General features: G+C 69.7%; 22 protein-coding genes. 6 read left to right on the plus strand and 16 right to left on the minus strand.

The window, feature by feature from the left end:
- Window positions 1-78: 78 nt before the first annotated feature.
- Window positions 79-717 (minus strand): response regulator transcription factor, encoded by a 639-nt coding sequence (locus H537_RS41935; RefSeq protein ID WP_051242209.1) that lies wholly within the window; start codon window positions 715-717, stop codon window positions 79-81.
- Window positions 699-2,447: a sensor histidine kinase gene (locus tag H537_RS0108930; protein WP_028997643.1), complete on the minus strand. Its 1,749-nt coding sequence runs from the start codon at window positions 2,445-2,447 to the stop codon at window positions 699-701. Before H537_RS0108930 ends, H537_RS41935 begins: the two co-directional genes overlap by 19 nt.
- A 217-nt stretch (window positions 2,448-2,664) precedes the next feature.
- Between H537_RS0108930 and H537_RS0108935 the strand changes: the two genes are divergently transcribed.
- On the plus strand, window positions 2,665-3,636 hold the full coding sequence (locus H537_RS0108935; protein ID WP_028997644.1) for a Bug family tripartite tricarboxylate transporter substrate binding protein: 972 nt from the start codon (window positions 2,665-2,667) through the stop codon (window positions 3,634-3,636).
- A 4-nt stretch (window positions 3,637-3,640) separates the two neighbouring features.
- On the opposite strand, the gene H537_RS49005 is transcribed toward H537_RS0108935, so the two are convergent.
- The 10 genes from H537_RS49005 to H537_RS41970 are packed head-to-tail and all read right to left on the minus strand — an operon-like array spanning window position 3,641 to window position 16,713.
- Window positions 3,641-7,162: a CHASE domain-containing hybrid sensor histidine kinase/response regulator family protein gene (locus H537_RS49005; protein WP_051242211.1), complete on the minus strand. Its 3,522-nt coding sequence runs from the start codon at window positions 7,160-7,162 to the stop codon at window positions 3,641-3,643.
- 16 nt (window positions 7,163-7,178) lie between these two features.
- Window positions 7,179-8,747: a DUF3131 domain-containing protein gene (locus H537_RS41945; protein ID WP_084150536.1), complete on the minus strand. Its 1,569-nt coding sequence runs from the start codon at window positions 8,745-8,747 to the stop codon at window positions 7,179-7,181.
- A 43-nt stretch (window positions 8,748-8,790) separates the two neighbouring features.
- Window positions 8,791-10,107, minus strand: a complete 1,317-nt coding sequence (locus H537_RS0108950; RefSeq protein ID WP_028997645.1) for a DUF3131 domain-containing protein — start codon at window positions 10,105-10,107, stop codon at window positions 8,791-8,793.
- Window positions 10,108-10,141: 34 nt separating this feature from the next.
- A complete protein-coding gene (locus H537_RS41950; protein WP_051242215.1) occupies window positions 10,142-12,040 on the minus strand; it encodes a glycosyltransferase in 1,899 nt (632 codons plus the stop codon).
- Window positions 12,037-12,543, minus strand: a complete 507-nt coding sequence (locus H537_RS41955; RefSeq protein WP_084150537.1) for an ATP-binding protein — start codon at window positions 12,541-12,543, stop codon at window positions 12,037-12,039. Before H537_RS41955 ends, H537_RS41950 begins: the two co-directional genes overlap by 4 nt.
- Before the next feature lie 29 nt (window positions 12,544-12,572).
- Window positions 12,573-12,905, minus strand: a complete 333-nt coding sequence (locus H537_RS0108965) for an STAS domain-containing protein (protein ID WP_028997646.1) — start codon at window positions 12,903-12,905, stop codon at window positions 12,573-12,575.
- An 11-nt stretch (window positions 12,906-12,916) separates the two neighbouring features.
- A complete protein-coding gene (locus H537_RS0108970; protein WP_051242219.1) occupies window positions 12,917-14,176 on the minus strand; it encodes a PP2C family protein-serine/threonine phosphatase in 1,260 nt (419 codons plus the stop codon).
- Entirely contained in the window at window positions 14,173-15,174 is a 1,002-nt protein-coding gene (locus tag H537_RS41960; protein ID WP_156901556.1) for a hypothetical protein, read from the minus strand. The genes H537_RS0108970 and H537_RS41960 overlap by 4 nt, the downstream gene beginning before the upstream one ends.
- Window positions 15,175-15,229: 55 nt before the next feature.
- Entirely contained in the window at window positions 15,230-15,823 is a 594-nt protein-coding gene (locus tag H537_RS41965) for a GAF domain-containing protein (RefSeq protein WP_238446638.1), read from the minus strand.
- Window positions 15,824-15,831: 8 nt separating this feature from the next.
- Entirely contained in the window at window positions 15,832-16,713 is an 882-nt protein-coding gene (locus H537_RS41970; protein ID WP_043458444.1) for a LysR family transcriptional regulator, read from the minus strand.
- 79 nt (window positions 16,714-16,792) lie between these two features.
- Here H537_RS41970 and H537_RS0108990 point away from each other — a divergent pair, with 79 nt between their 5' ends.
- Entirely contained in the window at window positions 16,793-18,253 is a 1,461-nt protein-coding gene (locus H537_RS0108990) for an MFS transporter (RefSeq protein WP_169516972.1), read from the plus strand.
- A gap of 343 nt (window positions 18,254-18,596) precedes the next feature.
- Here the strand turns inward: H537_RS0108990 and H537_RS0108995 are convergent, their stop codons facing one another.
- Window positions 18,597-19,040 carry a universal stress protein gene (locus H537_RS0108995; protein WP_028997649.1) on the minus strand — a complete coding sequence of 148 codons (444 nt, stop codon included), beginning with the start codon at window positions 19,038-19,040 and terminating at the stop codon, window positions 18,597-18,599.
- 178 nt (window positions 19,041-19,218) lie between these two features.
- Here H537_RS0108995 and H537_RS0109000 point away from each other — a divergent pair, with 178 nt between their 5' ends.
- Together H537_RS0109000 and H537_RS49010 are read left to right on the plus strand one after the other, a co-directional pair.
- Window positions 19,219-20,682 (plus strand): amidase, encoded by a 1,464-nt coding sequence (locus H537_RS0109000; protein WP_051242226.1) that lies wholly within the window; start codon window positions 19,219-19,221, stop codon window positions 20,680-20,682.
- A 104-nt stretch (window positions 20,683-20,786) separates the two neighbouring features.
- Complete coding sequence (locus H537_RS49010) at window positions 20,787-22,055, plus strand: HD-GYP domain-containing protein (protein ID WP_156901558.1); 1,269 nt, start codon at window positions 20,787-20,789, stop codon at window positions 22,053-22,055.
- Window positions 22,056-22,123: 68 nt separating this feature from the next.
- Here the strand turns inward: H537_RS49010 and H537_RS52475 are convergent, their stop codons facing one another.
- The 3 genes from H537_RS52475 to H537_RS0109020 form a co-directional block, all read right to left on the minus strand.
- A complete protein-coding gene (locus tag H537_RS52475) occupies window positions 22,124-22,345 on the minus strand; it encodes a hypothetical protein (protein ID WP_156901560.1) in 222 nt (73 codons plus the stop codon).
- A gap of 166 nt (window positions 22,346-22,511) precedes the next feature.
- Entirely contained in the window at window positions 22,512-24,629 is a 2,118-nt protein-coding gene (locus H537_RS0109015) for a chemotaxis protein CheB (protein ID WP_169516973.1), read from the minus strand.
- 243 nt (window positions 24,630-24,872) lie between these two features.
- Window positions 24,873-25,250: a hypothetical protein gene (locus tag H537_RS0109020; protein WP_028997652.1), complete on the minus strand. Its 378-nt coding sequence runs from the start codon at window positions 25,248-25,250 to the stop codon at window positions 24,873-24,875.
- A 167-nt stretch (window positions 25,251-25,417) separates the two neighbouring features.
- On the opposite strand from H537_RS0109020, the gene H537_RS41980 reads away from it, so the two are divergent.
- Both H537_RS41980 and H537_RS50750 read left to right on the plus strand, forming a co-directional pair.
- The gene (locus tag H537_RS41980) at window positions 25,418-26,098 is read left to right on the plus strand and encodes an alpha/beta hydrolase (protein WP_043458445.1); all 681 of its coding nucleotides are present in this window, start codon (window positions 25,418-25,420) and stop codon (window positions 26,096-26,098) included.
- Window positions 26,099-26,143: 45 nt separating this feature from the next.
- Window positions 26,144-26,413, plus strand: a complete 270-nt coding sequence (locus tag H537_RS50750; RefSeq protein WP_084150540.1) for a helix-turn-helix domain-containing protein — start codon at window positions 26,144-26,146, stop codon at window positions 26,411-26,413.
- The last annotated feature ends 9 nt before the right edge of the window (window positions 26,414-26,422 follow it).

Here is a 26,422-nt window from a genome sequence, read left to right on the forward strand (position 1 = left end):
CTATAAAGATCGATTCGCGCGCAACTGCATCCTGCTCAACCAGTGCAGCGCGCCCGTTGACGCACCGCGCGCAAGCGCTCAGGGCGAACCCGCCATCGGGTCCGCCGCGAGCGGCGCATCAACCAGCCAGGCGTGCCGCTCCAGCCAGCGGCCCAGCACGTTGTCGTTGGACATGCCCAGCTTGGCGAACAGGTGCGCGCGATGCGTCTCCACCGAGCGCGGGCTGCACGGCGGCTGCAGCAGCCGCGCGATTTCCTTGTTCGGCGTGCCCCGCGCCACGTGAACTGCCACCTCGCGCTCCCGGGGCGTGAGCGACTCCCACAACACCAGCGCTTCCGCTCGGCCGGCGGCCTCTTCCAGCGCGCCGGGCAGCTTGGCTAGCAGCGCTTCCGAATCCGGCTTGACCACCCAGTCGTAAGCGCCCCGCCGCACCGCGTTCAGCGCCGTCGGGATGTCGCCATGGCCGGAGAGGAACAGCACCACCAGCGGGCTGTGTGTCGCCTTGAGCCGGGCAAAGACCTCCAAGCCGCTCAGCCCGCCCAGCCGCAGGTCCAGCACCAGCACGCCGCTGCGGCGCATGTCCACCGCGTCCAGGAAGGCTTCGCCGGATTCGAAGCCCTGGACCGCGAATCCGGTGGACATCAGCATCAGCAGCAGCGAGCGCCGCACGGCCTCGTCGTCATCGACGACATACAGATTCAGTGAGCTTCTTTGCATGGTCCCTGGGGAAGCCTCAGCGTGAACAACGCGCCGCCTTGAGCGGGCGACGAGAACGAGAGATGGCCACCATGGCTCTCGGCGATGGAGCGGCAGATTTTCAGGCCCACGCCCAAGCCATCGGGCTTGGTGCTGAAGAAGGGCTCGAAGAGCCGGGGTGCCACCTCGGCCGGAATGCCCGGTCCCGTGTCCTGGACTTCGACCACGATGTCCTGCCCCTCGGCCCGCGCGCGGACCGTGATGCGCTTCGAATCCTCCTTCACGTCCTTCATCGCCTGCAGGGCATTCATGAGCAGGTTCAGCAGCAGCTGTTCCAGCAACAGGCGGTCGCCTTGGACCGGTGGCAATGGCGAGCGAACGTCCAGCTCGACCCCGGAATTGAGCCGCTGGATTTCCGGCCGAAGCAGCGCCAGCACCGACGCGATGAGGTCCGGCATTTCGCAGGCCTCCTGCCCCCGGGTGCGCTGGCGCACGAAACCCCGCATGCGGGCCACGATGTCCGCGGCACGGCGCGCCTGGAGCTGAATTTCCTTGAGGGTTTCCTGCAGCAGGTCGCGGGCGCCCTGGTCCGAAAAACGCTGCGCCGCCACAGCAAAACTGGAAAGCGCCATCAGCGGCTGGCCCAATTCATGGGCGAGCGTCGAAGCCAATTCACCCAAACTGGCCAATCGGGCGGCATGCTGCAGTTGCGCCTCCTGGTTTCTCTCGCGCTGCTCGGCCCGGCGGCGCTCACGCAGCCGCCAATACAGCAAGCTCACCAAAAGCAGCAGCACCGCCAGCCCGCTCAATGCCTGCGCTGCCCGCCGGGCCTGGACCACTTCCGACAGGTCGGCCATCACGCTGAGCGTCCAGCCCAGGCGGGAAATATCGGTTTCCGCCACCAGGAAACTGCGCTTGGCACCCAATACCTCCGCCTGCACGCGATAAGGCAAGGCCGAAGCCTGGTTCGAGGGCACATTCCCAGCCCAGGGCAGCAAGGGATACTCGCGGTGCTCCATGCCGTATTGATGATGCCTGCTCAGCCAGGTGACATCTTCACTGCTTAACGGCTTGCGGCTGTTGTAGACCCATTTGGGCACCGAGCTCATGAACACAATACCCCGGGCATCTGACAAGACCACCGGGTCCGGCGCATGGGCCCACGCGGATTGAACCGCGTCCAGCCCGACTTTCACTACCATCACGCCCAAGATGTTTTCCACACTGCGCACGGGCTCGGCGATGAACAGCCCGGGCACACCGGTGGTCATGCCCACGCCGTAGAAAAGGCTGCGCTCTCCGGCAAGGGCTTGCTCGAAATAGGGCCGGTTGCGGTAATTCTGTCCCACGAAACTCTCGCTGCCGCGCCAGTTGCTTGCGGCCAAGGTCAGGCCCTGCCGGTCCAGCAGATACAGCGCCGACGAACCCACCACGCGGTTCAATTCTTCGAGGTAAGCATTGACAGCCGACGTAAAACCCGGGTCCCGCGGGTTTTGCAGCAGCGTGCGCACGGCGGGATGGCGGGCACTGGCCAAGGGCAGGAAATCGAACCGCTCGGCCGTGGCCCGCAATCCCAGCGCATGCGTCTCCAGGGCATGGTGCAGCGCCTGCGTCTTCAGCCCCATCTCGCGCCGCTCCGTCCATTCGCCGACGCCCAGCAGAAGCGCCGCCAGCAGGGTCGCGGCCAATCCCCACAGCACAAAACGGGATACGTGGCTGCTTGAGGGGCGTGCGGTGAACATGCGCGGCATGGCCGTATTTTCATGCAGGAGGATTCTGGACAGCGGCCATACCGGCGGGCGCGACGCTGTCGATGGGCGCAAAACCCTGCGTATTTCTACGCAGAGTCCTGTGCGGACTCGAACCGATGCCGCCATTTCCCGCGCCGCCCACAATTCCAGCCGTTTTGAGCTCCGGCAGCGCCAGCCGGGGTTTGCGTTTACAGGCGCAATAAGCAAGGAGACTGTCATGACCGCATGGAACCGCCGCACCGCATTGATCGCCCTGGGATGGGCCGTTTGCTCGCTGGCCCAGGCCCAGGAATGGCCGACGAAACCCGTGACGGTCGTGGTGCCGTGGCCGCCGGGCGGCCCGTCGGATACCGTGGCCCGCCCGATGAGCAAGGGTTTGACCGATGCGCTGGGTAAATCCTTCGTCGTGGACAACCGCGGCGGCGCCGGCGGCAATATCGGCTCGGCCGCGGTCGCCAAGGGAGCGCCGGACGGCAGCATGCTGCTGATCACTTCCAGCGCGCCGATCGTGATCAACCAGCACGTCTACAAGAAAATGCCTTTCGAGGCACAAAAGGATTTGGCTCCGGTCACGAACCTGCTGCGCGTGCCGCTGGTGCTGGCCATCAATCCTTCCATTCCGGCCAAGAACCTGAAGGAACTGATCACCCATATCCAGGCCCAGGGCGGCAAATTCCAATATGCCTCCTCGGGCAACGGCACGCCGCAGCACATGACCGGCGAGCTGTTCAAGATGACCGCCAAGCTGGACATGACGCACGTGCCCTATAAAGGCTCGGCCACGGCCATCAACGACGTGCTGGCCGGCCATGCGCCCATGATGTTCGACAGCACGGTGGCGATTCTTCCGCACATCAAGGCCGGCAAGTTGAAGGCCATTGCCGTGACCGGCGCCAAGCGCTCGGAACAATTGCCCGACGTGCCGACCTTCGCGGAAGCGGGGCTGCCCGGTGTCGAATCCTATGCGTGGTATGGCCTGCTCGCGCCCGGCAATACGCCCAAGGAACTGGTCGCCAAGATCAACGCCGAGGCCATCAAGGTCATGAAGGGCCCGGAATACCAGCGCGTGTTGAAGGAAACGGGCTCTGAATTCGTCGGCGACACGCCGGAGAATTTCGCGGCCTTCATCAAGGCGGAATCGGAGAAATGGGGCAAGGTCGCGAAGGCGACGGGCGCGACGGTGGATTGATCTTTCAATCCTCCCCTAAATCCTGACGCAGCCGCGCCTCCAGCGCCTCCAGCCCTTGGCACAGCCGGTCCACCAGGGGCCCGACGCGCTCCTGGGTCTGCGCCATGCAGGCCTGCTCCAGCTCGGCGGCCAGCTCACTGACCGCCGCCGCGCCCACGGTGGCGCTGCTGCCCTTGAGGCCATGCGCCACCCGGCCCAGCTGGCCCAGGTCCGACGCCGACAGCGCGTTGTGCAGCGCCTGCCGCTCGCTCCCGGCGTGGTCCGCGAACATCAGCGCCACCTCGTCGAACAGCTCGTCGTCGCCGCCCAGCAGTTCCACCGCCCGGGCGCGGTCGTACAGCGAGAGGTACGCGCTTTTGCCCTGCGCCGGTGTGGCGTCGGCATCGGCGTCGCCTGACAGCGCGCCGGGCGCCGCGACGCCCTCGTCCCGCCGCCGCGCGTGCTCCTGGACGGCGCGGTACAGCTCCAGCTTGGAGATCGGCTTGCTCAGGTAGCCGTCCATGCCGGCCGCCAGGCAGCGCTCGCGGTCGCCGACCATGGCATGCGCCGTCATCGCCACGATGGGCGTGTGCCGCCCCAGCGGCTGCTCGTGGGCGCGGATGGCGGACGTGGCCTCGAAGCCGCCCATCAGCGGCATCTGCACGTCCATCAGGACCAGGTCGAAGTCCTCGGCCTGCGCCAGCCGCACCGCGTCCTGCCCGTTGGCAACCACCTGCACCTGGTGGCCCATGCCTTCGAGCAGCCGCACCGCCAGCTTCTGGTTGATGACGTTGTCCTCCGCCAGCAGCACGCTGAAGTGCCCCTCGGCACCGCCCACGCTGCCCGCCGCGGCGGCATCCGGCGGGTGCAGCGCGCTGTGGGCGAAGCCCTCCACCGCCGTCATCGCGTCGAAGAGCACCGAGGGCACCCCGGGCCACGCCACGGCGGTTTCGAACAGGCGGCGCTGTGCTTGCGGCAGCGGCTCGTCCTCCAGCAGGATCACCGGGCGCTCGTGCACGGCCGTGTCGCACAGCCGCGGCAGCAGCCGGGCCAGGTGTTCCGCGGGCTGCCGTGGCAGGGTCGAGGCCCGCACCAGCACGCTCTGGATGGCCCGGTGGTGCCGCGCCGGCGACTCCAGCAGCCGCACCGCTTCGGGCAGCTCGGCCACGAACACAGGCTTGAGCTGCCATTGCGCCAGCGTCGCTTCCAGGCCGCTGTCTTGCACGGCGCCCGCGTCGAGCACCAGCACCCGCGGCATGGGCTGCGTGCCGTCGGCCTGCAGCAGCTCGTCCTCCGCGCTGCTCTGCAGGCCGAGCCGGGCCGTGAAGTGGAAGGTGCTGCCCTTGTCCGGCTCGCTCTCGGCCCACAGCTCGCCGCCCATCAGGCCCACCAAGCGGCGGCAGATCGCCAGGCCGAGCCCGGTGCCGCCGAAGCGGCGCGTGGTCGAGGCATCGGCCTGCGTGAAGGGCTCGAACACAGCCTCCAGCTTGTCCGGCGGGATGCCCACGCCGGTGTCGCGCACGCGGAAGTGCAGCTGGCAGCCATCGCCGCTGTTCGCCTCGGGCCGGCGCGAGACGATCAGCGTCACGCCCCCGTGCAGCGTGAACTTCACGGCGTTGCTCAGCAGGTTCAGCAGCACCTGGCGCAGCCGGTGCGGATCGCCCATCACGCGGCGCGGCACGTCGCGTGCGATGACCCACTCCAGCGTCAGGCTCTTCTCGCGCGCGCGCTCGGCCAGCGTGCGCACCGTGCCGATCACCTGCTCGTGCAGGTCGAAGCCGACGTGCTCGAAGTCCAGGTGGCCGGCCTCGATCTTGGAGAAGTCCAGGATGTCGTTGATGAGCGACAGCAGCGACTGCGCCGAGTCGTTCACCACGCTCAGCAGCTCGCGCTGGTCGTCGTCGAGGTCGCTTTCCATCACGAGGTTGGCCATGCCGATGATGGCGTTCATCGGCGTGCGGATCTCGTGGCTCATGTTGGCCAGGAACTGGCTCTTGGCGACGTTGGCCCCCTCGGCCCGCTCGTGCGCCTCGCGCAGCGCCACCTGGGTGCGCTCCAGCTCGCGGATCGTCTCGTGCAGCCGCTGCTGCGCCAGCTTGGACGCGGTGATGTCGGAGGCGATCGCCATCAGCCCCTTGACCGGCCCGCCCTGCTCCATCAGCGGCTGGATCTCCACGTCGGCCCAGCAGTTCTCGTCCTGCCGGTTGCGCAGGCACAGCTCGCCGCGCCAGGGCGTACCCTGCCACAGCGCCTCGCGCATGCGCTCCAGCTGCGCGGGTTCGACGCCGGCAAGGCGCAGCATCTCGTCGGGCGCCATGCCCAGCACCGCCTCGCGGCGGTAGCCGAAGATGCGCTGGAAACCTTCGTTGACCCAGTCGACGCGGCGCTGGCCGTCGATGATGACCACGGCGTTGGAGGTGTGCTGCACCACCTTGGCCAGCCGGTCCAGGTCGGCCGTCATCTCGCGCGCGCGCCGCTCGGCCCGCGCCCGCCCCATGGCCAGCAGCCATACCGACAGCGCTAGCAGCAGGCTCATCGCCGTGCCGCCCAGGCCGAGCGCGGCGGGCAGGCGTGGGTTGATGCCGGCGTCGAAAGCCTGCGTGCCGTGAATCTGCAGCGTGAGCGTGTGCCCGCCGATCTCCAGCTCGCGCGTGGCCAAGAGCCCGCGTTGCGAGGCGAGCATGCGGGGCGCCTCGGACGCGGCGAAAGCGAACACCCGCTGCGCCGTCTGCGTGGTGGCACCGTCGAACATCTCGATATCCATCTGCCGCTCGGTGAGCTCGTCCAGCCCGGCCATGAGCTGCTGCACCACCACAGGCGCCACGGCCAGCCCCGAAAGCGCTGCCATGCGCTCCTCGGCCGTGTTCAGCGGCGCGCCGGGCCGGTAGATCGGCGCCATGAACATGAAGCTGGCGCGGCGCTGCTCGTCCTGCCGCAGCGTGATGCGCGAGGTCAGCGCCGGCAACCCCGTGCGCGCCGCGCGCTCAATGGCCTCGCGGCGCACCGTTTCCGAGCCCAGGTCAAAGCCCAGCGCGTGGCGGTTAATCTCCATCGGTTCGATGTAGCGCAACACGAACAGGTCGCCGGCCGGGTTGTCGGTATAGACCTCGAACTCGGCATCGGCCTCGGCCTGTGCGGACGTGATGAACTGGCCCAGCTGCTCGCGCGGCACGCGCTGCACGTAGCCCAGGCCCCGCACCGACGGGAAGTTGCGCGGCAGGTCTCGCGCCTGCACGTAGCTGCGGAAGGTCTGGCGGTCGATGTCCGGCATGGCTACGCTCACGCTGCGCAGCCCGTCCACGGCATACAAGGGCTGCTGGAAGCGCAGCTGGATGTCCCGCTCCACACGCTCGACCAGGCGCTTGAAGCGGGCCTCGGTGGCCGCGGCGATGGAGCGCTCCAGCAGCACGACGCCGGCGCCGGTGAGTGTCAGGCTGGCCGCCAGAACGCACATCGGCAGCAGCCAGGTCGAACGTACACCTTGGCGCTGGCCTTTCCCAGCCGGCGGCTTGTCGGTCACCGATGCGCCCTGCGCTTCGTCGTTCATGCTCCGGTCGCCGGCCTCAGCGGCCCGGCATCACGCGCCACGTGGTGGAGTACGGGTAGTTGGTGTTGGCGCAGGAGCCGCAGCGCCCGCACGAGGGCTGGCGCACGCCTTCCACCGCGCGGTTGTCGCGCCAGGCACGGCCCGGGTCCAGGCTGCGCGGCGCGCCCACCTTGTAAATGCTCTGCGCCTCGCGCTTGAAGCGTGGGCGGCCCTTCTCGTTGCCCGCGAAGGGGTCGGCCCCGCCCGCCTCCCACAGGCCGCCGTCATCGTTCGAACCCCACTTCAGCAACTTGCCCTGCACCTTGTAGAGCAGCGCTTCCAGCATGATCCCGTTGTTGTTGGCGGTCTGCGTCTTGATCGGGCCGGCGCCGTTCTCGTACAAGCCCTCGAAGTAGCCTTTCTTCGGGTCGTAGGCCGTGGAGATGGCGTCAAAGAGCCGGTCGGTGTAGGGGGTCGGCCACAGCACCCACATGCCCAGCGCCGCTTTGAGCGAGACGGCCGCGGCGTCCGGCTTGAACTGGCCGGTGTCGGTGATGGTGTTCCAGGCGAAGCCGTCGGAGAAGACGGTGTCGTAGACGAAATACGGCGCCCGGTCGAGCTGGTGCTCGGTGCGTGCGGTCAGGATGCCGGTGGTGCGCCAGCGCCCCTCCTGCGCCAGGTACACCCGGTGGCCGAAGTCGGCCATCCAGCACTGCGAGTGGTAGCGGTCGTCGCTGCCGCGGTCCAGCGCCTGGTCCCAGTTGAGCTCCAGCGCGTCGAGCACGTAGCTCTCGGCCACCACGTAGTTGTGCTGGTTGGTGGTGCGCGGGTCGCGCGTGTCGTAGGGAACGGCTTGGCCGTACACCGTTACCGTGTCAAAGGGCTCGGGCGCCAGCGCCTGCGAGGCGTCGAAGCCCCAGAGCTCGAAGCCTTTGGCGGCGTACTCTTCGTAGCCCAGGCGCCCTTCCTGCACGTACTGCACCTGCTTGTTGTTGTCGAGCATGGCGCCGTAGAGCGTGCCGCCCCAGTCGACCACCTTGCGGAAGTCCAGACGCAGCACGAAGCGGTCGATGATGTTCGCATGCTCCGGGCGCCGCTCCTTGATGATCCTGAGCCAGATGAGCAGCCGCCCCATGTCGATGGCCGAGAAGCCGATCTCGCCGGGCTTGTTGGTGTAATCCACCTTGACCGCGGTCTGGGTGTGATACACCTTGTTGGGCTGCTCGTTGCGGAACAGCTCCATCTTTTGCAGCGTGCCCATGAGCGCCGTGAAGCGCGCGTCGAAGCGGTTCTTGTCGATCAGCCCAAGCTCATGCGCCGCCAGCAGCCCCGCGATGTAGGAAGCGGTGTCCCACATCGTCGTCGAGGGGTAGTCCTGCACCGCGTTAACGAAGCCGGTCGCGGGCTGGTAATTGTTCTCGAAGTACGTCCAGGCGCGCCGGGCCATCTCCAGCTCGCGCTCGGTCAACGCTCCGTGGCGCGGCGCGGGCATGCTGGCCGGCGCGCTGGCGCAGTCGGTAAGCACGCTGGCGCAGCCCAGCAGCGAGGCCATGGCCACCGCAGCCAGCGCGGTGCGGCCCAGCCGGGCCATCAGGCGTCGTTTCATTATCTCTCCTTGAATGCCGGCGTCGGCTTCGCGTGGCGCGTCATCAACGCACGCGCACCAGCGGGCCGCCCTGGATGTAGGCCAGGCTCTCCAGCACCACCGCGTTGGTGTTGGCCGTCAGCGCCTTGTTGGGCTGGCCCGTGCGCTCGTACTGGCCTGCATACCAGCCGCGCTGCGGCTCGTTGAGCGCGGCCACGCCGGCCACCAAGCGCCGGGTGTAGTCGTTGTCCACCAGTGCATACCAGCCGAAGGCCGCCTTCACGCTGAGCGTGCGCAGTGCCGACAGGTCCTCGCCCTTGTCCGAGAGCGTGAACCAGTTGCGGCCGTTGGCGTGCACCGTGTTGTAGGCAAAGTAAGGCTTCTGGTCGAGGTGGTCCTCGGTCACGGCCGTGAGCTGCCCGGTCTTCTCGAAGCGCCGCTGCTGCGCCTGCAGCACCCGCCAGGCCAGCTCGCCGGAGTCGCGGTCCCAGCCCAGCTCCAGCCCGTCGAGAAGGTAGGGCTCGCTGAGCACGTAGTTGTGCGCGCCACTTTCTCCCACGGTACGCCGGTCATGCCCCACTCGCACGCCGTCCACGTCCTGCCACGCCAGCTGCTGCGTGTAGCTGAACGCGCGCGGCGCGTGCAGGCCGACGAGGGCGAGGGTCTTGGCCGCGTACTGCTCGTAGCCAAGGCGCCCCTCCTGCACCAGCTCGACCCGGCCCTGCTGGTCCAGCCGCGCGCCCATGAATTCGCCCTCGGCGCGCAGCGCCGACAGGTCCCAATGGGCCACCAGAGCGCGCACCGCCTCGGTGTGCTGCGGGTACTGCCACACCAACACCTCCAGCGGCACCATCAGCCGTGCCACGTCGATGGCGGACCAGCCGATGCCTCGCTCTGAGGGCTGGTTGGCGTAGTCCGTCATCTGCAGCGTGCTGGCGTTGTAGGCCTTGTTGGGCAGCTTGCCGTCGAACAGCGGCAGCTTGCGCAGCGACTCCAGCGCGCGCGCTATGCGCGCGTCGAACTCCCGCGCCTCGATCAGCTCCAGGCGCCGTGCCGAGATCACGGCCAGAAGGTAGGAACCGGTGTCCCACATCGTGGCCGAGGGGTACTTCTCAACGGAGAAGGCCAGCCCGGTGGCGGGGTCCACGTTCGGGCCGAAGTAGGCCCAGGCGACCTGCGCCCACTGGCGCTCCTGCTCGGTGAGCGGACGGGGGCTGTTGCGCACCGCCTTCGCGTCGATCTGGCGCTCGGGCAGCTCGGCGGCCGCGGACAGCCGGCCGCTGTGCCGCTCCATCCAGATCACGGCGCCGAACGCCACCAGCAGGGCCAGGATCGTGATCAGGTAACTGCGCGCATGGACCAGGTTGCGTCTGAAACTCAACTCGTACTCCTTGTTCTGGTTGTGGTGAGAGACGTCAGAAACCGTGCACCGGCGCGCCGGGCTGCCGCCCGGAGGCAGCATCGTCGGGCTGCGTGGGCTCGTCCTCGGGCTTCCACAGCGCCGCGCGGATCATCGGCAGCATGGCAGCGATGTTGTAGAGGCTCCAGACCGAGATGACGATGAGCACCGGCAGCTCCTCGTCCGCACCGAAGGCGAACACGCGCAGCGCCGCCACGGCCAGGCCCAGCACGGTGAGCGCCACGATCGCGATCTGCGGCCACACCATGTGCAGAAAGTTGCCCTCCTGCCGGTTCTTGGGCGTCACTGGGAACTTGATCTTCTCGCCCTTGAGCACTGTCCACAGCGCGCGCAGGTTGATCGAGAAGAACGACAGGTACGAGGCCTTGCCCTCCCACGCCGCCACGCCCCAGGTGCCGAACATGAACGCCACCTCGTTGAGGATCACGAAGGGCAGGAAGTGCAGGTAGAACTCCATCGAGTACGCGCGCAGCGGCGAGATGCCGGTGAACAGCGTGACGATGGGCGCCAGCAGGAACACCAGGTTCCACAGCCCGCCGAAGTAGGACCAGAAGGTGCTCAGGTACATCAGCCGCTGGCGCAGCGACATGCGGCCCTTGAACAGCGGGTTGTCGCGCAGCGCGATGTCCAGCGTGCCGCCGGCGTACTTGAAGCGCTGCGTGGCCCAGGCCAGCAGGTCCTGCGGCGAGAGCATCTTGGACTCGACCTGCGGGTGCAGTACCGACTTCCAGCGCTGGTCCGGGTCGTTGTGCAGCACGATGGAGGTGTAGATGTCCTCCGAGACGTGGAACTTGTAGGGCGTGAATTCCGTTTCGATCGCGAGCTGGCCGCGCACGGCGTCCTCGAAGTCGCGCTTGATGCCGGCGTCGCGGATGTCCTTCGAGAGCTTGCCCACCTGCTGCTCGACGGCCGTGCCGTAGGCGCGCAGCGCGGCCTGCATCACCGCCTCGCGGCGGTGGATCGACGCGGCGCCGCAGCAGAAGGCAGCGTTGGCCGGGTTGCGCCGGCGCAGGATCACGTCGTAGAACATCTTGGGATCGTTGGCGAAAGGGTCACGCCCAATGGGCACCTCGCCCACGACGCGCTCCACCGCGCGCCCGATCCAGCGCCCGGGCGTGCCCATGTAGCGCGCCAGCCAGTCCGGCAGCGGCCGGCCCTGCGGGATGTCGTAGAACCACTGCGGCGTCTGCACCCAGGCCATGTGCGGGTCGCGGAAGTAGCCCAGCGTGTGCTCCAGGTAGGTCGGGAACAGCCGCGTGTCGGCATCGCAGATGACGATGAAGTCGCCGCTGGTCTGCTCCATCGCGTTGCGCAGATTGCCTGCCTTGAAGCCAGCGTTGTTGCTGCGCGTGATGTAGTTGACGCCTTCTTCCTCGGCCACCTGGCGCATCAGCGCGCGGCGCCCGTCATCGAGCACGTGGATGCACAGGTTGACGCCGTTCGGCCTGCGCAGCGCCTTGGCGTCGAGGATGGACAGCCGCACCAGTTCCTCGTCCTCGTTGTAGGTGGCGATGAACACGTCCACCGCCACCGGGCGGTCCTCGTCCAGTGGCTCGGCCAGGCAGTCGTTGATGCCCTGCGGCGGCGGCTGCAGTGCCGGGTCGCGCGTGCTCCAGAGGTTGATCGCGAACAGGATCAGGCCGACGTAGGCCAGCGTCTCGGCCAGCACCAGCGGCAGCGCCAGCCACAACGCATCCGGGTTGAGCGAGCCGCTCCAGCGCCACCAGATGTAGCGGGCCCCGAAGGCCAGCGCCAGCACCACGAAGAACTGCCACAGCGACTCGATCAGCGGCGAGTACGGCAGCGGCGGCGGCGGGCGGCGGTCCTCGAAGGCCTCGAAGTAGAAGCGCTCTTTGCCGGGCTGGGGTTCTGCTTGTCGTTGTACAGTGCTCAAGGTCTGGCCTCGTCGTCATGCGGCGGGATAAACTTGGTCAGCACCAGCAGGTTGCCCCGCGGGCCGGCACGGTAGTCCACCCGGTCGAAAGACGCCCGCAGCAGGGCAAGGCCCATGCCGCCTTCGGGCAGGGTGTCGAGCGCCAGCGGGTCGAAATCGAAGGGATCGTCGGCGCCGGGCTGCAGCGCCGCATCGGGAATGGGATGGCCGTGGTCGAACAGGCGCAGACACCAGCAGCCGGGCTGCTCGGTCCACACCAGTTGCACGCTCGCATCCGGCGCGTCCGGCTCATAGCCGTGGCGCGCTATATTGGACAACGCCTCGGCCAGGCCCAGGTCGATCTGCGCGGCCACAGCCTCGTTGCCGCGCTGCGCCGCCAGTGCCGCCACTTCGGTGCACACCCGCGACACCTCCTCCAGCCGCGCCGCGATCTCGGCACGGTAGAGCACGCTCGCGCCGTCCGGCGCTTCGGCGTTCGTCGGGTCCTGCGGCAAGGGATTCATTGCCGGCTCAACCTGCGCATGCACCGGGCTCAGGCCGCGAGGGCCGCGTCCACGGAGTCGTGCATCGGGAACACGCGGTCCAGCCGCGTGAGCTTGAACACGCTCTGCACAGCGGCACTGGCGCCCGCGACGGCGATGCCGCCGCGCCCGCCCATGCTCTTGAGCACGGACACCAGCACGCCCAGCCCGCTGGAGTCGATCATCTTCACGGCCTGCAGGTCCAGCACGAGGCGGGCGGTGGGCGTGTCCTTGAGCACATCGAGCAGCGCGGTGCGGAAAGCGGCGGCCTGCGCCGCGTCCAGGCGCGGCGCCTGCACCGTGGCGACCAAGGCCTGCTCGCGCTGCTGAACATCGATCTTCATGTTGTGGTTCCTCATGCAACCGCCGGCGTCGCGCCGGCGCTACCGACATGCTCGATCACCAGCATCGAGATGTCGTCCTGGAAGTCGGCCGGCTCTCCATGGCCGGACCAGTGGCGTATTTCGCCTTCGAAGGCGCGCACCATGTCGGTCGCCGTCAGCGAGGCTGTGCGGGACAGGAAAGCCATGAGCCTCTCCAGCCCATAGTGCTCGCCCTGCGAGTTCGCGCACTCGGTCACGCCATCGGTGTAGCAGCACAGCCGCGCACCCGGCGGCAGCGTCAGCTCGATGTCGGCATAGGTGGCGGACTCGAACATGCCCACCGGCAAGTCGCCGTCCTCCACCGCGTGTACCTGGCCGTCCGGGTGCACCACCACCGGTAGCGTGTGGCCGGCGCGCACCAGCCGCACGCGGCCGCTGTGCTGGTCCAGCAGCCCGAAGATGCAGGTCAGGTAGCTGGTGCCGATGCCCGCCTCCAGCAGCCGCGCGTTGAGCATCTGCACCACGGCGGAGGGCGAAGACTCCGGAGAGCCCGGCGGCGCGGCGCGCGCGCCCTGCACGATGCCGCCGGAGAACTGCGGGCTGAGCATCTGCGTCACGATCATGGCGACCATCGCCGAGGCCACGCCATGGCCGGCGACGTCGAAGTTGTAGAACGCCAGGTGCCGCGCGTCGAAGCGGAAGCAGTTGAGCGCGTCACCCGAGACGAAGCGCGAGGGCAGGAACAGCCACGCGAAGCGCGTGCGCGCATCGTCGAAGCTCTCCTGCGGCAGCAGGCTCTTCTGGAAGGCACCGGCAGCGTCCACGTCGCGCTGGATCTGCTGGTAGGCCACCTGCAGCTCGCGGTTGCGCGCCTCCAGCCCCGCCTGCAGCGACAGCAGCCGCTGCCCGGTGCGCAGCCGCACCGCCAACTCGTCGAAGTCGACCGGCTTGCGCAGGAAGTCGTCGGCGCCCGCGGCCAGGCCTTCGATCATGTCCTCGCGTTTGTCGCGCGAGGACATGAGGATGAAGTAGACGTAGCGCGCCCCGGTCCGGGCACGCAGGGCGCGGCACAGCGCCACGCCGTCCATACCCTGCATGATCCAGTCGCTCACGACCAGATCGACCTCCTCGCGGTCAATGCGCGCCAGCGCCTCCTCGCCGCTGGCGGCCTCCACCACCTGGTGGCCCAGCTTCGTGAGGGCGCGGTGCACCACGAGGCGCTGCATGGCCTGGTCGTCGACCACCATCACGCGCAAGGCGTTGTCGCGCCGCGGCGCGGAAGCAAGGCTCAAAGATCGATGTTCCACGTGATCGCGATGGAGATGCTGCCGTCCCTGAAACGGCCGGTGCCTGGCGCCCTGTCGCGCCACGGAAAGCGGTTGCCGGAGTAATTGGCGTACTGCACCACCAGCCCGCCGCTGCGCCAGTCGGCGTAGCCGAAGCTGTAGGTGAAGTCCGGATCCCAGGGCTGCTGCTGGCGCCGGACCGGGTAGCCCGAGAGGTCAAGCGCGGCGAACCAGCGCTCCCGGACCACGTAGCGGCAGCCGAAGCCGACCGATTTCTTGCCGGGCTGGCCGGCGCCCAACTTCTCGTCGGCATAGCGGTGGGTGTAGCGGATCGAGGTGCCGCAGCCGATCTTGTCGGTCTCGCCCATGGGCAGCCAGCCGCGCGCCCAGGGCGTCAGTGGAAACTTGTAACCCAGCGCCCAGGTGCCCTCCTCAAAGCGCGTGACCCGCTCGTTGCGCGAGCGGTCCGGATTGAAGCGGTTGCCGCCGTCGTTACTGTAGACGAGGCTGAAGGTGTAGGGACGCCAGTCCTCAAAGCCGAAGGCGTAGGTGAAGTCTGGGTTCCACGGCCGCTGCTCGGAAGGCTCCACGTAGCGCAGCAGGTTCGCGCGCACGAACCAGCCTTCCAGCGGCATGTAGCGCAGCCCCAGCTGAAACGTCGGCGAGCTAGGCACCTCGCCCTGGGACTGGACGCCGAGCGCGGAAAAGCCGTTGGCCTTCAGCGGCGCGTCCAGCCCCAGCCGCACGCTGAAGGCGTGCGGCGCCGTGCCGTTGAACAGCTGGTGCCAGGGCAGTGCAAAGGAGCGCTCCAGCCCTTCGCGCCAGTGGGTCGGCTCGCCCGGGCCAGGAACCGGCGCCGGCGGCGCACCGAGGTGCGGGTTGTAGAACTCCGCAGACGCCGCCTGGGCCACCGCCAAGCTGGGCAGCGCCAGCGTGATCCCCAGAACCGCCTTCGGCCACGAGCCGTGGAACACCTGGCCTGACCGGACCTTTGCCATCCTCATGCGCGCATCCCTCTACTACGGCAAATGGGCGTGTGCGGCCCAGGTCGATCGTGCATCAAACGTCGTGCCTGCCGTCGGTAGGCGGCTTGTCTTCAAGCAGGCGCACGACCCGCTTGGCGAGCAGGCGCAGCGATTGCACCTGCCAAGCCTCCAGCGAGCGCGGCTGCAGGTCGTTGACGCACAGCGTGCCCATGGGCAAGCCGTCCACCACCAGCGGCGCACCGGCATAGAAGCGGATGTGCGGCGGCCCGATCACCAGCGGATGGTCGGCAAATCGGGCGTCGAGTTGCATGTCGGGCACGACCGTCACGTCGTCGGGCGTGTGGATGGCGAAGCTGCAAAAACCGTCATCGCGGTTGACCTCGCACACGTTCAGGCCCACGCGCGCCTTGAACCACAGACGGTCGGCATCGACGAGGCTGATGAGGGCGATGGGCGCATCACAGACCTGAGACGCCAGTAGCACGAGTCGGTCGTAGCTGTCTTCGGGCCCGGTGTCCAGGATGGCGAGCCGCGCCAACGCCTCAAGCCTGTCCTGTTCTTGAGGATGAGGAGGTGGCTTCTGCATTGGCCCGGATTGTGAGTTGATACAGGTCAGAATCGGGCAGCAACCCAAACCGCTTGGGGCGCAAAAGCGTTCATTTCCCACGCCCTGGTTCACCGCAGCAGGAAGCGGTCCACGGCCTCCATGAACACGCGCGTACGCGCCGGCACCAAGCCCCGGCCCGGCAGCTGCGCATAGACCTTGAGCGGGTGCGGCACGTGGTCGGGCAGCAGCGGCTGCAGCGCGCCGGCCTCCACCTCGCGGCGGCAGTAGGTGGCGGCGAGCATGGCCGCGCCATGCCCGGCCAGCGCGGCCTGCAGCCGCAGCGCGGCGTTGTTGGTGCGCAACGGACCGTGGGGCTGGAACTCGTGCGTGCGGCCGTCGGGACCCTGGAAGCGCCACCAGGCTTCGCCCGGCATGGACAGGCAGGGCCAGCGCTGCAGCGCCTCCACGTCCCGTGGCAGGCCGTGCCGGCCCACCAGCACAGGCGCGGCGTACAGCCCCCGCGCCACGCTGTAGACCCGGCGCACCACGCGCAGCGAGTCCGGCAGCGCGTCGGCGCTGGTGAAGAACACCACGTCGTAGCCCGCGCCGGTGTCGTCCACGTCCGGCGTGCGCACCTCCAGCTCGATCTCCAGCGCCGGATGCCGCGCCAGCACGTCGTTCACCACCTCGCCCAGCTGCAGCGCGCCGAACTCGTAGGGCGTGGCGATGCGCAGCACCCCGCGCGCCTCGTCGCGCGCGTCGCCGGCGTCGGCCGCCACCGCATCGAGCCGCTCGAACAGCGGCGCGAGCTGCGCCAGCAGCCGGCTGCCCTGCTCCGTGAGCGCCAGCCGCCGCGTGCTGCGCTCCAGCAGCCGCTGACCTAGCGCCTGCTCCAGCCGCGCCACCGCGTGGCTCAGCGAACTCTTGGGCCAGCCCAGTTGTTCCGCCGCGCGGGTGAAGCTGCCGCTGCGGGCCACGGCCGTGAAGGCATACCAGTCATTCCAGTTCATGGCCTATTGTTCGACTGATTGCACGCTGCGTTCAACACGGGCACTTTATCCAAGGGATAGGACAATGCAGCATGGCGGGATGTCTGCTTCCCCGTCCTCTCCCGTGGCGCCGGCGCCGCGTGCGCCGCTGCTGGCCGCCTATCCGCACTTGCGCGCCTGGCGCGTGTACGCCTTTGGCGCCGTGCTGGGCCTGGTGGCCTCGCTGGACATCGTGGGGGCCATCCTGATCGCGATGGCCGGACCGCGGGTGCAGCAGGGCCTGGGCGCCGGGCCGCAGGAGTTCCTGTGGGCCTTCTCGGCCTATGCCGCGGCCGCCGTGGTGGCCAACCTGGTGCTGGTGCAACTGGCGGGCCGGGTGAGCTACCGCCGCTTCACGCTGGCGAGCCTGGTGGTGTTCACAGCCGGGGCGCTGGGCTGCGCGGCGGCTTCGACGCTGCCAGAGCTGGCGCTGGCGCGGCTGGTGCAGGGGCTGGGCGGCGGGGGCCTGTTCGCGGCGGCGCGCATCCTGGCGCAGTACGCCTCGCAGCCGCGCGAGCGGCTGTCGCTGTTCTGGGGCTTCGGGCTGGCGAATTTCACGCTGGTGGCGCTGGCGCCGTGGCTGACGGCGGTGCTGGTGACGCAACACGGCTGGCCACTGCTGTTCCTGCTGCAGGCGGGGCTCGCCGTGGCGCTGCTGCCGCTGGTGCTGTGGCTGTACCCGCGCACCGAGCCGCTGCCGCCGCGCCCCATGGGCCGGCTGGACTGGCCGGGCGTGGCCGCCTTTGCCGCCGGGGCGCTGCTGCTGGTGCACGCGCTGGAGCAGCTGCGCTACGCCACGCGGGCGCAAGGGCCCGTGCTGGCGGCCTACGCGGTGGTGGGGCTGGCGCTGCTGGCCGTGGTGATGCACCGCTTCAGCCAGCATCCCGATCCCTGGCTCAACCCGCGCCGGCTCGCCAGCCGCCGCTACCTGGCGGGGCTGGTCTTCTACGGCGTCTTCTACCTCGTCAGCGGCGCGTGGAACTACGCGGTGCCGGCGTTCATGGTGGAGGGGCTGGACTACACGCTGGCCGAGGCCGGCGCGCTGCTGTCGCTGGGCGGCGTGGTGACGCTGGCGTCGGTGGTGGCGTTCCACCTCGCGCTGCCGCGCCTCATGCGCAAGCGCCGCTACATCGCGCTGGGTTACGTGGGGCTGGCGGCGTCCTTCGCGCTGATGGCCCTGGCCGCGCGCCCGGACGCCTCGGCGGCGCTGGTGCCGTCGGCCGTGCTGCTGCAGGGCGCGATGCCGGTGCTGGCGCTGCTGCAGGTGGCGATGATGACCTTCGTGGAGATGCCCACCGAGGACTTCGCGCACGCCTATGCCTTCAAGAGCATCGTGCGCGAGATCGTGAACGCGCTGGGCGCGGGGCTGACGGTGCTGCAGCTGCACCACGGCGGCGAGGCCGCGGGCGCCGCGCTGCAGGGCGTGGCGCTGCGTTCGGCCGCCGGGGAGCTGCTGGCGGGCCTGGCCCTGGCCTGCCTGCTGGTGGCGGCGATCGCGCCGGCGCAGCGCGCCCTCAAGTGACGGTCAACGGGCCGGTGCCTGCGCAACCCGGCTAAAAAAGGCCGGACGTCGGACGGGAGTCGGGTTGCCTCACCAACTACTTCGTCATTCCCGCGAAGGCGGGAATTCAGGCGGCCCCACGTCAGCCCGAAGCCCGGGCGCCGCGAACCAGGACTCAAGCCCCGGTATTCACCCCGGTCTGCTGGAAGCGGCTTGGGGGCCGCCTGGACTCCCGCCTTCGCGGGAGTGACGAATCAGGGGGGCGAACCGGCTCGGCTGACGAGATGCCGAGGGCGGGAATATGCCCTGGACACCCGCGCGCCTTCATGACGAGGCCTGGTTCACGGCCTGCCGTAAACCGGAATCAGTGCAGCACCAGCACCGGCAGCTTGCTGCGCGAGATGACGTGCTTGGTGTGCGAGCCGAACAGGAACTCGCCCACCGGGCCGCGGCCATGCGTGACCATGACAATCATGTCGGCGCCGACCTTCTCGGCCTCGTCGGCAATGGTGTCGTCCACCGCGTCGGAGGCGACGAAGTGGCCGTTGAACTCCACGCCGACAGCGGTTGCGCGCTCCTCGAACTGGCGCAGCAGCGCCTGTGCATGCTCCTGGTTGCGCTTGTCATGGCTGCGCATGCGCTCGGCATAGGCCACGGCATCGGGCGTCACCGCCGAGAACCCGACGTCGGGCTCGACCACGAAACCGGTGATGCGCGCGCCCAGTTGCGAGGCCAGCGCGATGCTGCCCTCCATCGCACGGTGGGACAGCTCGGAACCATCGACGGGAACGAAGAGATGCTTGTACATGGCAGGGCCTTTCAGTGTGCCGTCAGCTTAGGCAGGAGCCTGCCACTCAAGCTTGACCAAGCTCAAGGTGAAACCCCGACCGCGAGATGTGTTCCCGCCGCCGGCGCATGCAACGCCTGCGGCGGCCCCTGCCGCGCCAAGGCGCCACACTGCGTGGAAAGAATCCAGAGGAGCCGCCATGAGCACCGCAACCACCGCCGACCCGTCCACCGCCGGCATCGTCGAGCTCGACGCGCTATCGCTGTCGCATGCCATCGCCGCGCGCCGCATCTCCTGCCGCGAGGTGATGCAGGCCTACCTGGCGCAGATCGGGCGCCTGAACCCGCGCGTGAACGCGCTGGTGTCGCTGCAACCCGAGGAGGCGCTGCTGCGCCAGGCCGACGAGCGCGATGCGCAGCTTGCACGCGGCGAGCGTTTGGGCTGGCTGCACGGCTTTCCGCAGGCGCCCAAGGATCTGGCCGCCACCGCCGGCATCCCCACCACCATGGGCTCGCTCACACTCGGGAACAACGTGCCCCGGGTGGACGCACTGGTCGTGGAGCGCGCGCGCCGCGCCGGCGCCATTCTCGTCGGCAAGAGCAACACGCCCGAGTTCGGGCTGGGATCGAACACCTTCAACCGCGTCTTCGGCCTCACCCGCAACGCCTTCGACCCCGGCCGCAGCGCCGGCGGCAGCAGCGGCGGCGCGGCGGTGGCGCTGGCCCTGCGCATGCTGCCGGTGGCCGACGGCAGCGACATGATGGGTTCGCTGCGCAACCCCGCGGCCTGGAACAGCGTTGTCGGCTTCCGCCCCTCGCTGGGCCGCGTGCCGATGCTGCCCGCGCGCGACGTCTTCTTCCAGCAACTCAGCACCGAGGGGCCCATGGCGCGCAGCGTGGCCGAGGCGGCGATGCTGCTGTCGGTGCAGGCCGGCTTCGACGCGCGCTGCCCGCAGTCCATCGCCGAGGACCCGCGGCGCTTCGCCGGCTCGCTCCAGCGCGACTTCAAGGGCGCGCGCATCGGCTGGCTCGGCGACCTGGGCGGGCACCTCGCCACCGAGCCCGGGCTGCTGCCGCTGTGCGAACGGGCGCTGCGGCATTTCGAGGCCATCGGCTGCACGGTGGAGCCCGCGCTGCCCGACTTCCCGCTGGAGCGGCTGTGGCGCTGCTGGTTGAGCCTGCGGCAGTTCATCGTCTCGGGGTTGTGCGGCGAAATCGTCGCCAGCGACAAGCTGCGCGCGCTGGTGAAGCCGGAGCTGGTGTGGGAGGTCGAGCAGGGCTGGAAGCTGCCGGCCACCGTGCTGTGGAAGGCCACGGTGGCGCGCACCGACTGGACGGTGGCGCTGCAAGCGCTGTTCGCGCGCTTCGACTTCCTGGTGCTGCCGGCGGCGCAGGTCTTTCCCTTCGACGCCGACCTGGACTGGCCCAAGTCCATCGCCGGGCGGGCGATGGACACCTACCACCGCTGGATGGAGGTCGTGATCGGCCCGACCCTGGCCGGCTTGCCGGTGGCGGCCGTGCCCGGGGAATTGAGCGCCGAAGGCCTGCCTACAGGGCTGCAGATCGTGGGCCCGGCGCAGCAGGACTTCGCCACGCTGCAGATGGCCCATGCCTACGAGCAGGCCAGCCAGTACACGCGGCGGCGCTCGCCGCTGCTGGGCTGAAACGCGACCAGGCTCCGGGTTCCGTGAGATCCGTCACGGAGCCGGGCAGCCGCTGCGCCTGCCCGCGCCGGCACGCCCGCCGTGTGGCCTTCAGCAGTTACATCATGGAACCGTCGTACCCGCTGGCTGCGGCCTCGGGCCGCGGAAAGACCGACATGAAGCTGTTGCCCCTGAGCGCAGATCAACTCCTGGCACATTCGTCCCTGCCGTTCTCGGTCTACACCGCGGACGGCGTGAAGCTCCTGTCCGCCCACACGCGCCTGGACGACCCTCACGTGCGCAGCCAGCTGCGCCGCATGGGTGCCGTCTACACGCACGCCGCCGAGCACGAGGAATGGCTGCGCAGCGCGGAGCATGAATGGGAGAGCGTGCTGCACGGCCGGCCGCCGGCACCGCTCCTGGCCCGGGTCGGGCCCCGGCCGGCGGCGGGCGCCGAGCCCGCGCCGCCCGGGGAGGAATGGGAGCAGGCCATCCTGCTGCTGGACCACGTGATGCTGAACGCCGGCACCGACAGCGCCTGGCTGGCCCGCGTGCTGGAGATCCACGCCCACGCTCGCGCCCTGATTGCGCACCACGAGGACGAAGCGCTGTTCCACCTGCTCTACACCGGCAGCTTCCGCTGCTCCTTCTACAGCGCCCGGCAAGCGCTGCGCTGCATGCTCATCGCCGGCGAGGCGGCGCGGGCGCTGGGGTGGGACGCGGTACGCGTGGCGCAGCTGGAAAAGGCCGCGCTGACCATGAACGTGGCCGTGTGGCGGCTGCAGGACCAGCTCGCGCAGTACGCGGGCGGCATCGAGTCGGCCGAGGACCGCGCACGCATCGAGCGCCACCCGGCCGACGGGGCACGGATGCTGCTGGACCATGGCGTGATGGAGACGGTGTGGCTCGAAGCCGTGTGGCTGCACCACGATGCCGCGCTGGCCGCCCGGCCGCTGTCCAGCCTGGCGCCGGGGCAGCAGGCGGGGCTGCTGCTGCACCGGGTGGACAGCTACAGCGCCATGCTCAGCCGCCGCGCGCGCGCACAGCCGCTGTCCTCGCTGCAGGTGGCGCAGCAGGCCTGCCTGGGCCCGGACGGCCTGCCCGATCCGCTCGGATCCGTGCTGCTCAAGGCCATCGGGCTGTATCCGCCGGGCACCTTCGTGGCCCTGGCCAGCAACGAGAACGGCGTGGTGCTGGAGCGCGGCGAGCACGCCAACACGCCGGTCGTGGCGGCGCTGACCAACCGCGAGGGCTTGGCGATGTCCGAGCCGCGCCTGCGCTACACCTCGCACAAGGAGTCCGCCGTGCGCACCGCGCTGCCCTTCGGCAAGGTGCTGGTCGATCCGCCGCTGGACAAGCTCCGGGCGCTGCGCGCCTTCCTGCATTCGCCTTGAAATCACCCGCCCTGAAATGCCGAAGGCCCACCGAGGTGGGCCTTTTCAGTTTCAGGAAGCTCATTTGATCAGTGCGGCATGATTTCCCTGCATTCCGCCGGCGGGTTGGTGGCCAGGCAGGCGCCGAAATCCGCGATCTTGTCGTCCGACTGCGCATAGATCTGGCTTCCGGAGGCCAGCAAGCCCATGACCATGAACAGCGCGTAAACGTGGGACTTGAGAGTTTTCAGCATTTCCTTGCTCCTTTTGCCGGTACGGGCCAATCCCTGCGCGGCGCCTCGGGGTTCCATGGCGCCGGCCATTTCCGAAGAAGTTGAGGAGATTTTCCCGGCCGTGCCCGCCCGGCGCCAGCACACGGGTGCCCGTGCGCCGGAAGGAGGAGCGCCCTTGCCCTTGTAGGCCGGTTCCGACAGGAACGGGCCGTCCGGACCGGCCCGGCGCTTCAGGCGCGGCGCATCAAGCCTTTTCGCTCGCCACGGGCAGCCGCCACAGCACCGTCGTGCCCTGGCCTGGCTGCGAGTCGATGGCGAAGGTGCCGCCCAGGGCCTCGATGCGCTCCTGCATGCCCAGCAGGCCCCAGTTGCTGCGCCCGGCCACGGGCGTGGTGGCGTCGGTGGCGTCGAAGCCCACGCCGTCGTCCTCGATGCTGCCCACCAGCAGCCCGCGCCGGCGCTCCAGGCTCAGGCTCACGCGCGAGGCGCTGGCGTACTTCGCGACGTTGTTCAGCGCCTCTTGCACCACGCGGAAGGTGGCTGTCTCCACCGAGGGCGTGAGCCGGCCGTGGTCCAGGCCGTGCAGCTCCAGGTCGGTGCTCACGCCGGTGAGCTCGCTCCAGGTCTGCACGTAGGCCGAAACGCCCTCGCCCAGCCCGCAGTCCTCCAGCGCCGTGGGGCGCAGGATGAACACGATGCGGTCCAGCTCCCGGTCCAGCTCCTGGATCAGCCCCTGCAGCCGGTGCAGCCGCTCGCGCGCCGCCACGTCGTCGGGCGACTGGCGCAGCGCGCTCAGCGCCAGCGCCACCGAGGACAGGTACTGCCCCAGCCCGTCGTGCAGCTCGCGCGCGATGCGCCGGCGCTCCTCGTCCTGCACCGACTCCAGGTGGATCAGCAGCTGCCGCAGCGCCGCCGTGCGCTCGGCCACGCGCTGCGCCAGCAGCTCGCTGGCATGGCGCTGCTCGGTGACGTCGCGCATGACGCCGATCATGCGCACCGCCTCGCCCTGGTCGTCGTAATAGAAATGGCCCTTGGCCGAGAACCAGCGCAGCTGGCCATCCGGGGGAAGGATGCGGAACTCGTGCCGGTAGGGCCGGCGCTGCGCGCGCGCCTCCCGCACCGCCGCCACGGCGGCCTCGCGGTCCTGCGGATGCACGCGCGCCAGCCAGGCCTCGTAGCCGGGCTCGACTTCGCCCACGCGGTAGCCCTGCATGCGGTAGTGCTCGCGCGACCACAGCACCTGGCCCGTGCGCAGGTCCCAGTCCCAGGTGGCGAGCTCGCCCACGTCCAGCGCCAGGCGCAGCCGCCGCGCGTTCTCGCGCAGCTGCTGCTCCAGCTGCCGGCGCTGCGTGGTGTCGCGCGAGACGCCGACCACCAGCTCGACGCTGCCGTCCTCGGCCAGCACCGGGCCCCAGACGAAGTCGAAGTAGGCGCCCGAGCCGGCGGGGTTGATGAAGAAGACCTCGTCCTCGATGGTCCGCCCGGTGTCGAAGATGGCGTCCAGGTGCGCATCGAGCCGCCGCGCCAGCTCGGCGGGATAGCGCAAGTCGGTGAAGGTGTGTCCAAGCAGCCGGGCCTGGGGTCCGAACAGGTCCTGCATGGCCTGGTTGACGTACACGAAGCGGTGCTCGCGGTCGAAGGCGTACACGAAGTCCGGGATCGAGCCGAGCATCGCCTCCAGCAGCCGCGAGCGGGCGGCGGGCGAGGCGATGGCCGCCAGCCCGCCCACGCTGCGCGTGCTGCCCGCGGGCCGCGGGCGCGACTCGGGCCGGGGTCGGCCGGCGGCGATCTCGCCCACCACGTGGCCGATGTCGCTCAGCGGCAGCACTTGGTCCGTGGCGCCGGCCGCGATGGCCGCGCTCGGCAGGTCGGGCTGGGTGGTGGTGGCGGGGTCCTGTACCAGTACCCGGCCGCCGGCCTGGTGCAGCCGCCGCGCGCCGTTGGCGCCGTCGTGGTCCGGGCCGCCCAGCAGCACGGCGATGGCCAGCGGGCCGAAGCCGCGGGCGACGGATTCCAGCAATCGGTCCAGGGGCCGCTCCGGCGCGCCCTCCTCGTCCGGCGCGAGCACGAAGCGCCCGTCCGGCCGCAGCTCCACGGCGCTGCCCGGCGGGCAGACCAGCAGCCGTCCCGGGGCCAGCGTGGAGCTGGCGGTGACCCACTCCACCGGCCGCGGCCGGCACGCGCCGTAGGCCTGCAGCGCCCGAGAGCCGGGGTCCAGCGGCTGCATCACGACGATGGGCAGCGCGAAGTCGCGCGGCAGCGCGCGCAGCACGTCCAGCACCGCCGCCTCTCCCTGCAACGAGGCGCACAGCACCAGGAGGTCGAAGGCGCCTGCATCACGGTGCGTCGTCTGGGCATTCACGGCGGCCTCCTGCATCAACTGCCTATTGCTTCCGGACGTGCGGACGATGGGCGCCCGCGCCCGGCCGCCGCGTCGCGGCAGGCCGGAACGGCCTCGGTCCGGCAAGCTGCCGGAAGGATGCCACCGCGCCTGGCACGCCACGCGTGCAGTCCGCCTCGGTTTTGGCCGAACTTTCCAGCATGCACCGGGCGCCGCCGCGCCGGTGTGCATTCCGTCTCGGAAACGGAGGGATTCGGCGGCAGCTCAGCGGGATTGCTGGGTGGTGCGCGGCGTGGCGCCCGGTTCCAGGCCGAGGGCCGGCGAGCCGCCGGTGCCGCCGCCGGCCGGCACGGCACTGGCGGGCGTGCCGGCGGCGTCGGCAGCGCGGGCGGTGTCCGCGGGCGCGTTGCCGTTGCGGGCCGCGCGCATCTCGCGACCCGCGCGCGCCGCGCCGGGCGGTGTTTCGCGGGTGCCGCTCATGCCGCCATCAACGGTACCGGTGGAGCCGGAGCCCGAGCCCATGAAGCCGGGGCCGGGGTTGCCGCTGCCCGGCATGCCGCCCGCCTGGGCCTGCGCCACGCCGGCGGCGATGGCAAGGGAAACGGCGGCCAGCGCCTGCAGTGACTTCAGTGATGTCCTCATGCGGTGCTCCTCTTCAGCCCGGGCCCGGCCGGCGGATGCTGGCCCACGCGGGCCGGTGACCTGGGGATGCACTTCGGTTGGCAAGGGTGGTGCCCGATGCAGCGGCGCTGTCCGATTCGCGGCGCGCCCAGCCTCGCCTCCGGCATGTGCCCTGCTGCGGCGGGTGAATGAGCCTCACCCTGCCGTCCCGGCTGCTGTCCCGTCCCGTTCCCACGCCGCCCCTGGCGCACCACGCGCGGCCAGGGCTGCACGAGCTCGACGTGGGCGCCGGACGTCCGGCCCTAGTGCACGTGCCGGCGGCCTGGATGCCGGGCCGGCCCGCGGCCTGCGCGGTGATGCTGCACGGCTCCAGCGGCAACCCGCGCCAGGGCCTGACGCTGCTGGAGCCGCACGCCGCCGCGGCCGGGCTGATCGTCGCGGCGCCCCCGTCCTCCGACTACACCTGGGACCGCATCCTGGGCAGCTTCGGCCCGGACGTGGCAGCCATCGACCGCCTGCTGGGCTGGATCTTCGAGCGCTACGAGGTGGCGCCGCAGCGGCTGGCGCTGGGTGGCTTCTCGGACGGTGCCTCGTATGCGCTGTCGCTGGGGCTGGACCACGGCGAGCTGTTCCCGCGGCTGATCGCGCTGGCGCCGGGCTTCGCGGCGCCGGTGGGTCCGCGCGGCCGGCCGCGCATCTTCATCGCCCACGGCAAGGCTGACCGCGTGCTGCCCGTTGCCCGCTGCAGCCGCCGCGTGGTGCCGATGCTCCAGGGGGCCGGCTACGAGGTGCGCTACCTGGAGTTCGACGGCGGGCACGAGGTGCCGCCGGAAGTGGCGAGGGAGGCGGTGGCAGAGGTGACGGCCTGAGGCGGGAAAAGGGGTCGGGCACCACCGAATGGTGACAATTACCGGATGGCACAAGGCAAGAGAATTTCCACCGACATCGCCCCCGAGGCGCTTCAAACCATCCGCGAATTGGGCGCGGCAGCCAAGCAGGCCCGCATCGCCGCCGGTGAAGGACAAGCCGCCGCAGCGGAACGCCTGGGCGTGCACGTGCAGACGATCGGACGGATCGAATCAGGCGAGCCGGGCGTGGCGGTAGGGCACGTGATGGGGTTGTTAGCGTTGTATGGGGTGCGCGTGACGACCCAGTCTCGGAACGAGGGGCCAGCTGATTCTTGAGATCAGTGC

Source organism: Azohydromonas australica DSM 1124 (assembly GCF_000430725.1).
Lineage (GTDB): Bacteria > Pseudomonadota > Gammaproteobacteria > Burkholderiales > Burkholderiaceae_C > Azohydromonas > Azohydromonas australica.

Bases quoted from the DNA above. Each gene is read 5' to 3' on its own strand.
- H537_RS0109020 (WP_028997652.1), bottom strand. From the start codon at position 25,250: ATGAGGACATCACTGAAGTCACTGCAGGCGCTGGCCGCCGTTTCCCTT.
- H537_RS52475 (WP_156901560.1), bottom strand. From the start codon at position 22,345: ATGGAACCCCGAGGCGCCGCGCAGGGATTGGCCCGTACCGGCAAAAGG.
- H537_RS49005 (WP_051242211.1), bottom strand. From the start codon at position 7,162: ATGAACGACGAAGCGCAGGGCGCATCGGTGACCGACAAGCCGCCGGCT.
- H537_RS0108995 (WP_028997649.1), bottom strand. From the start codon at position 19,040: ATGTACAAGCATCTCTTCGTTCCCGTCGATGGTTCCGAGCTGTCCCAC.
- H537_RS41980 (WP_043458445.1), top strand. From the start codon at position 25,418: ATGAGCCTCACCCTGCCGTCCCGGCTGCTGTCCCGTCCCGTTCCCACG.
- H537_RS41945 (WP_084150536.1), bottom strand. From the start codon at position 8,747: ATGAAACGACGCCTGATGGCCCGGCTGGGCCGCACCGCGCTGGCTGCG.
- H537_RS50750 (WP_084150540.1), top strand. From the start codon at position 26,144: ATGGCACAAGGCAAGAGAATTTCCACCGACATCGCCCCCGAGGCGCTT.
- H537_RS0108965 (WP_028997646.1), bottom strand. From the start codon at position 12,905: ATGAAGATCGATGTTCAGCAGCGCGAGCAGGCCTTGGTCGCCACGGTG.
- H537_RS0109000 (WP_051242226.1), top strand. From the start codon at position 19,219: ATGAGCACCGCAACCACCGCCGACCCGTCCACCGCCGGCATCGTCGAG.
- H537_RS41935 (WP_051242209.1), bottom strand. From the start codon at position 717: ATGCAAAGAAGCTCACTGAATCTGTATGTCGTCGATGACGACGAGGCC.
- H537_RS0108930 (WP_028997643.1), bottom strand. From the start codon at position 2,447: ATGCCGCGCATGTTCACCGCACGCCCCTCAAGCAGCCACGTATCCCGT.
- H537_RS41955 (WP_084150537.1), bottom strand. From the start codon at position 12,543: ATGAATCCCTTGCCGCAGGACCCGACGAACGCCGAAGCGCCGGACGGC.
- H537_RS41960 (WP_156901556.1), bottom strand. From the start codon at position 15,174: ATGAGGATGGCAAAGGTCCGGTCAGGCCAGGTGTTCCACGGCTCGTGG.
- H537_RS0108990 (WP_169516972.1), top strand. From the start codon at position 16,793: ATGTCTGCTTCCCCGTCCTCTCCCGTGGCGCCGGCGCCGCGTGCGCCG.
- H537_RS41970 (WP_043458444.1), bottom strand. From the start codon at position 16,713: ATGAACTGGAATGACTGGTATGCCTTCACGGCCGTGGCCCGCAGCGGC.
- H537_RS0108935 (WP_028997644.1), top strand. From the start codon at position 2,665: ATGACCGCATGGAACCGCCGCACCGCATTGATCGCCCTGGGATGGGCC.
- H537_RS49010 (WP_156901558.1), top strand. From the start codon at position 20,787: ATGGAACCGTCGTACCCGCTGGCTGCGGCCTCGGGCCGCGGAAAGACC.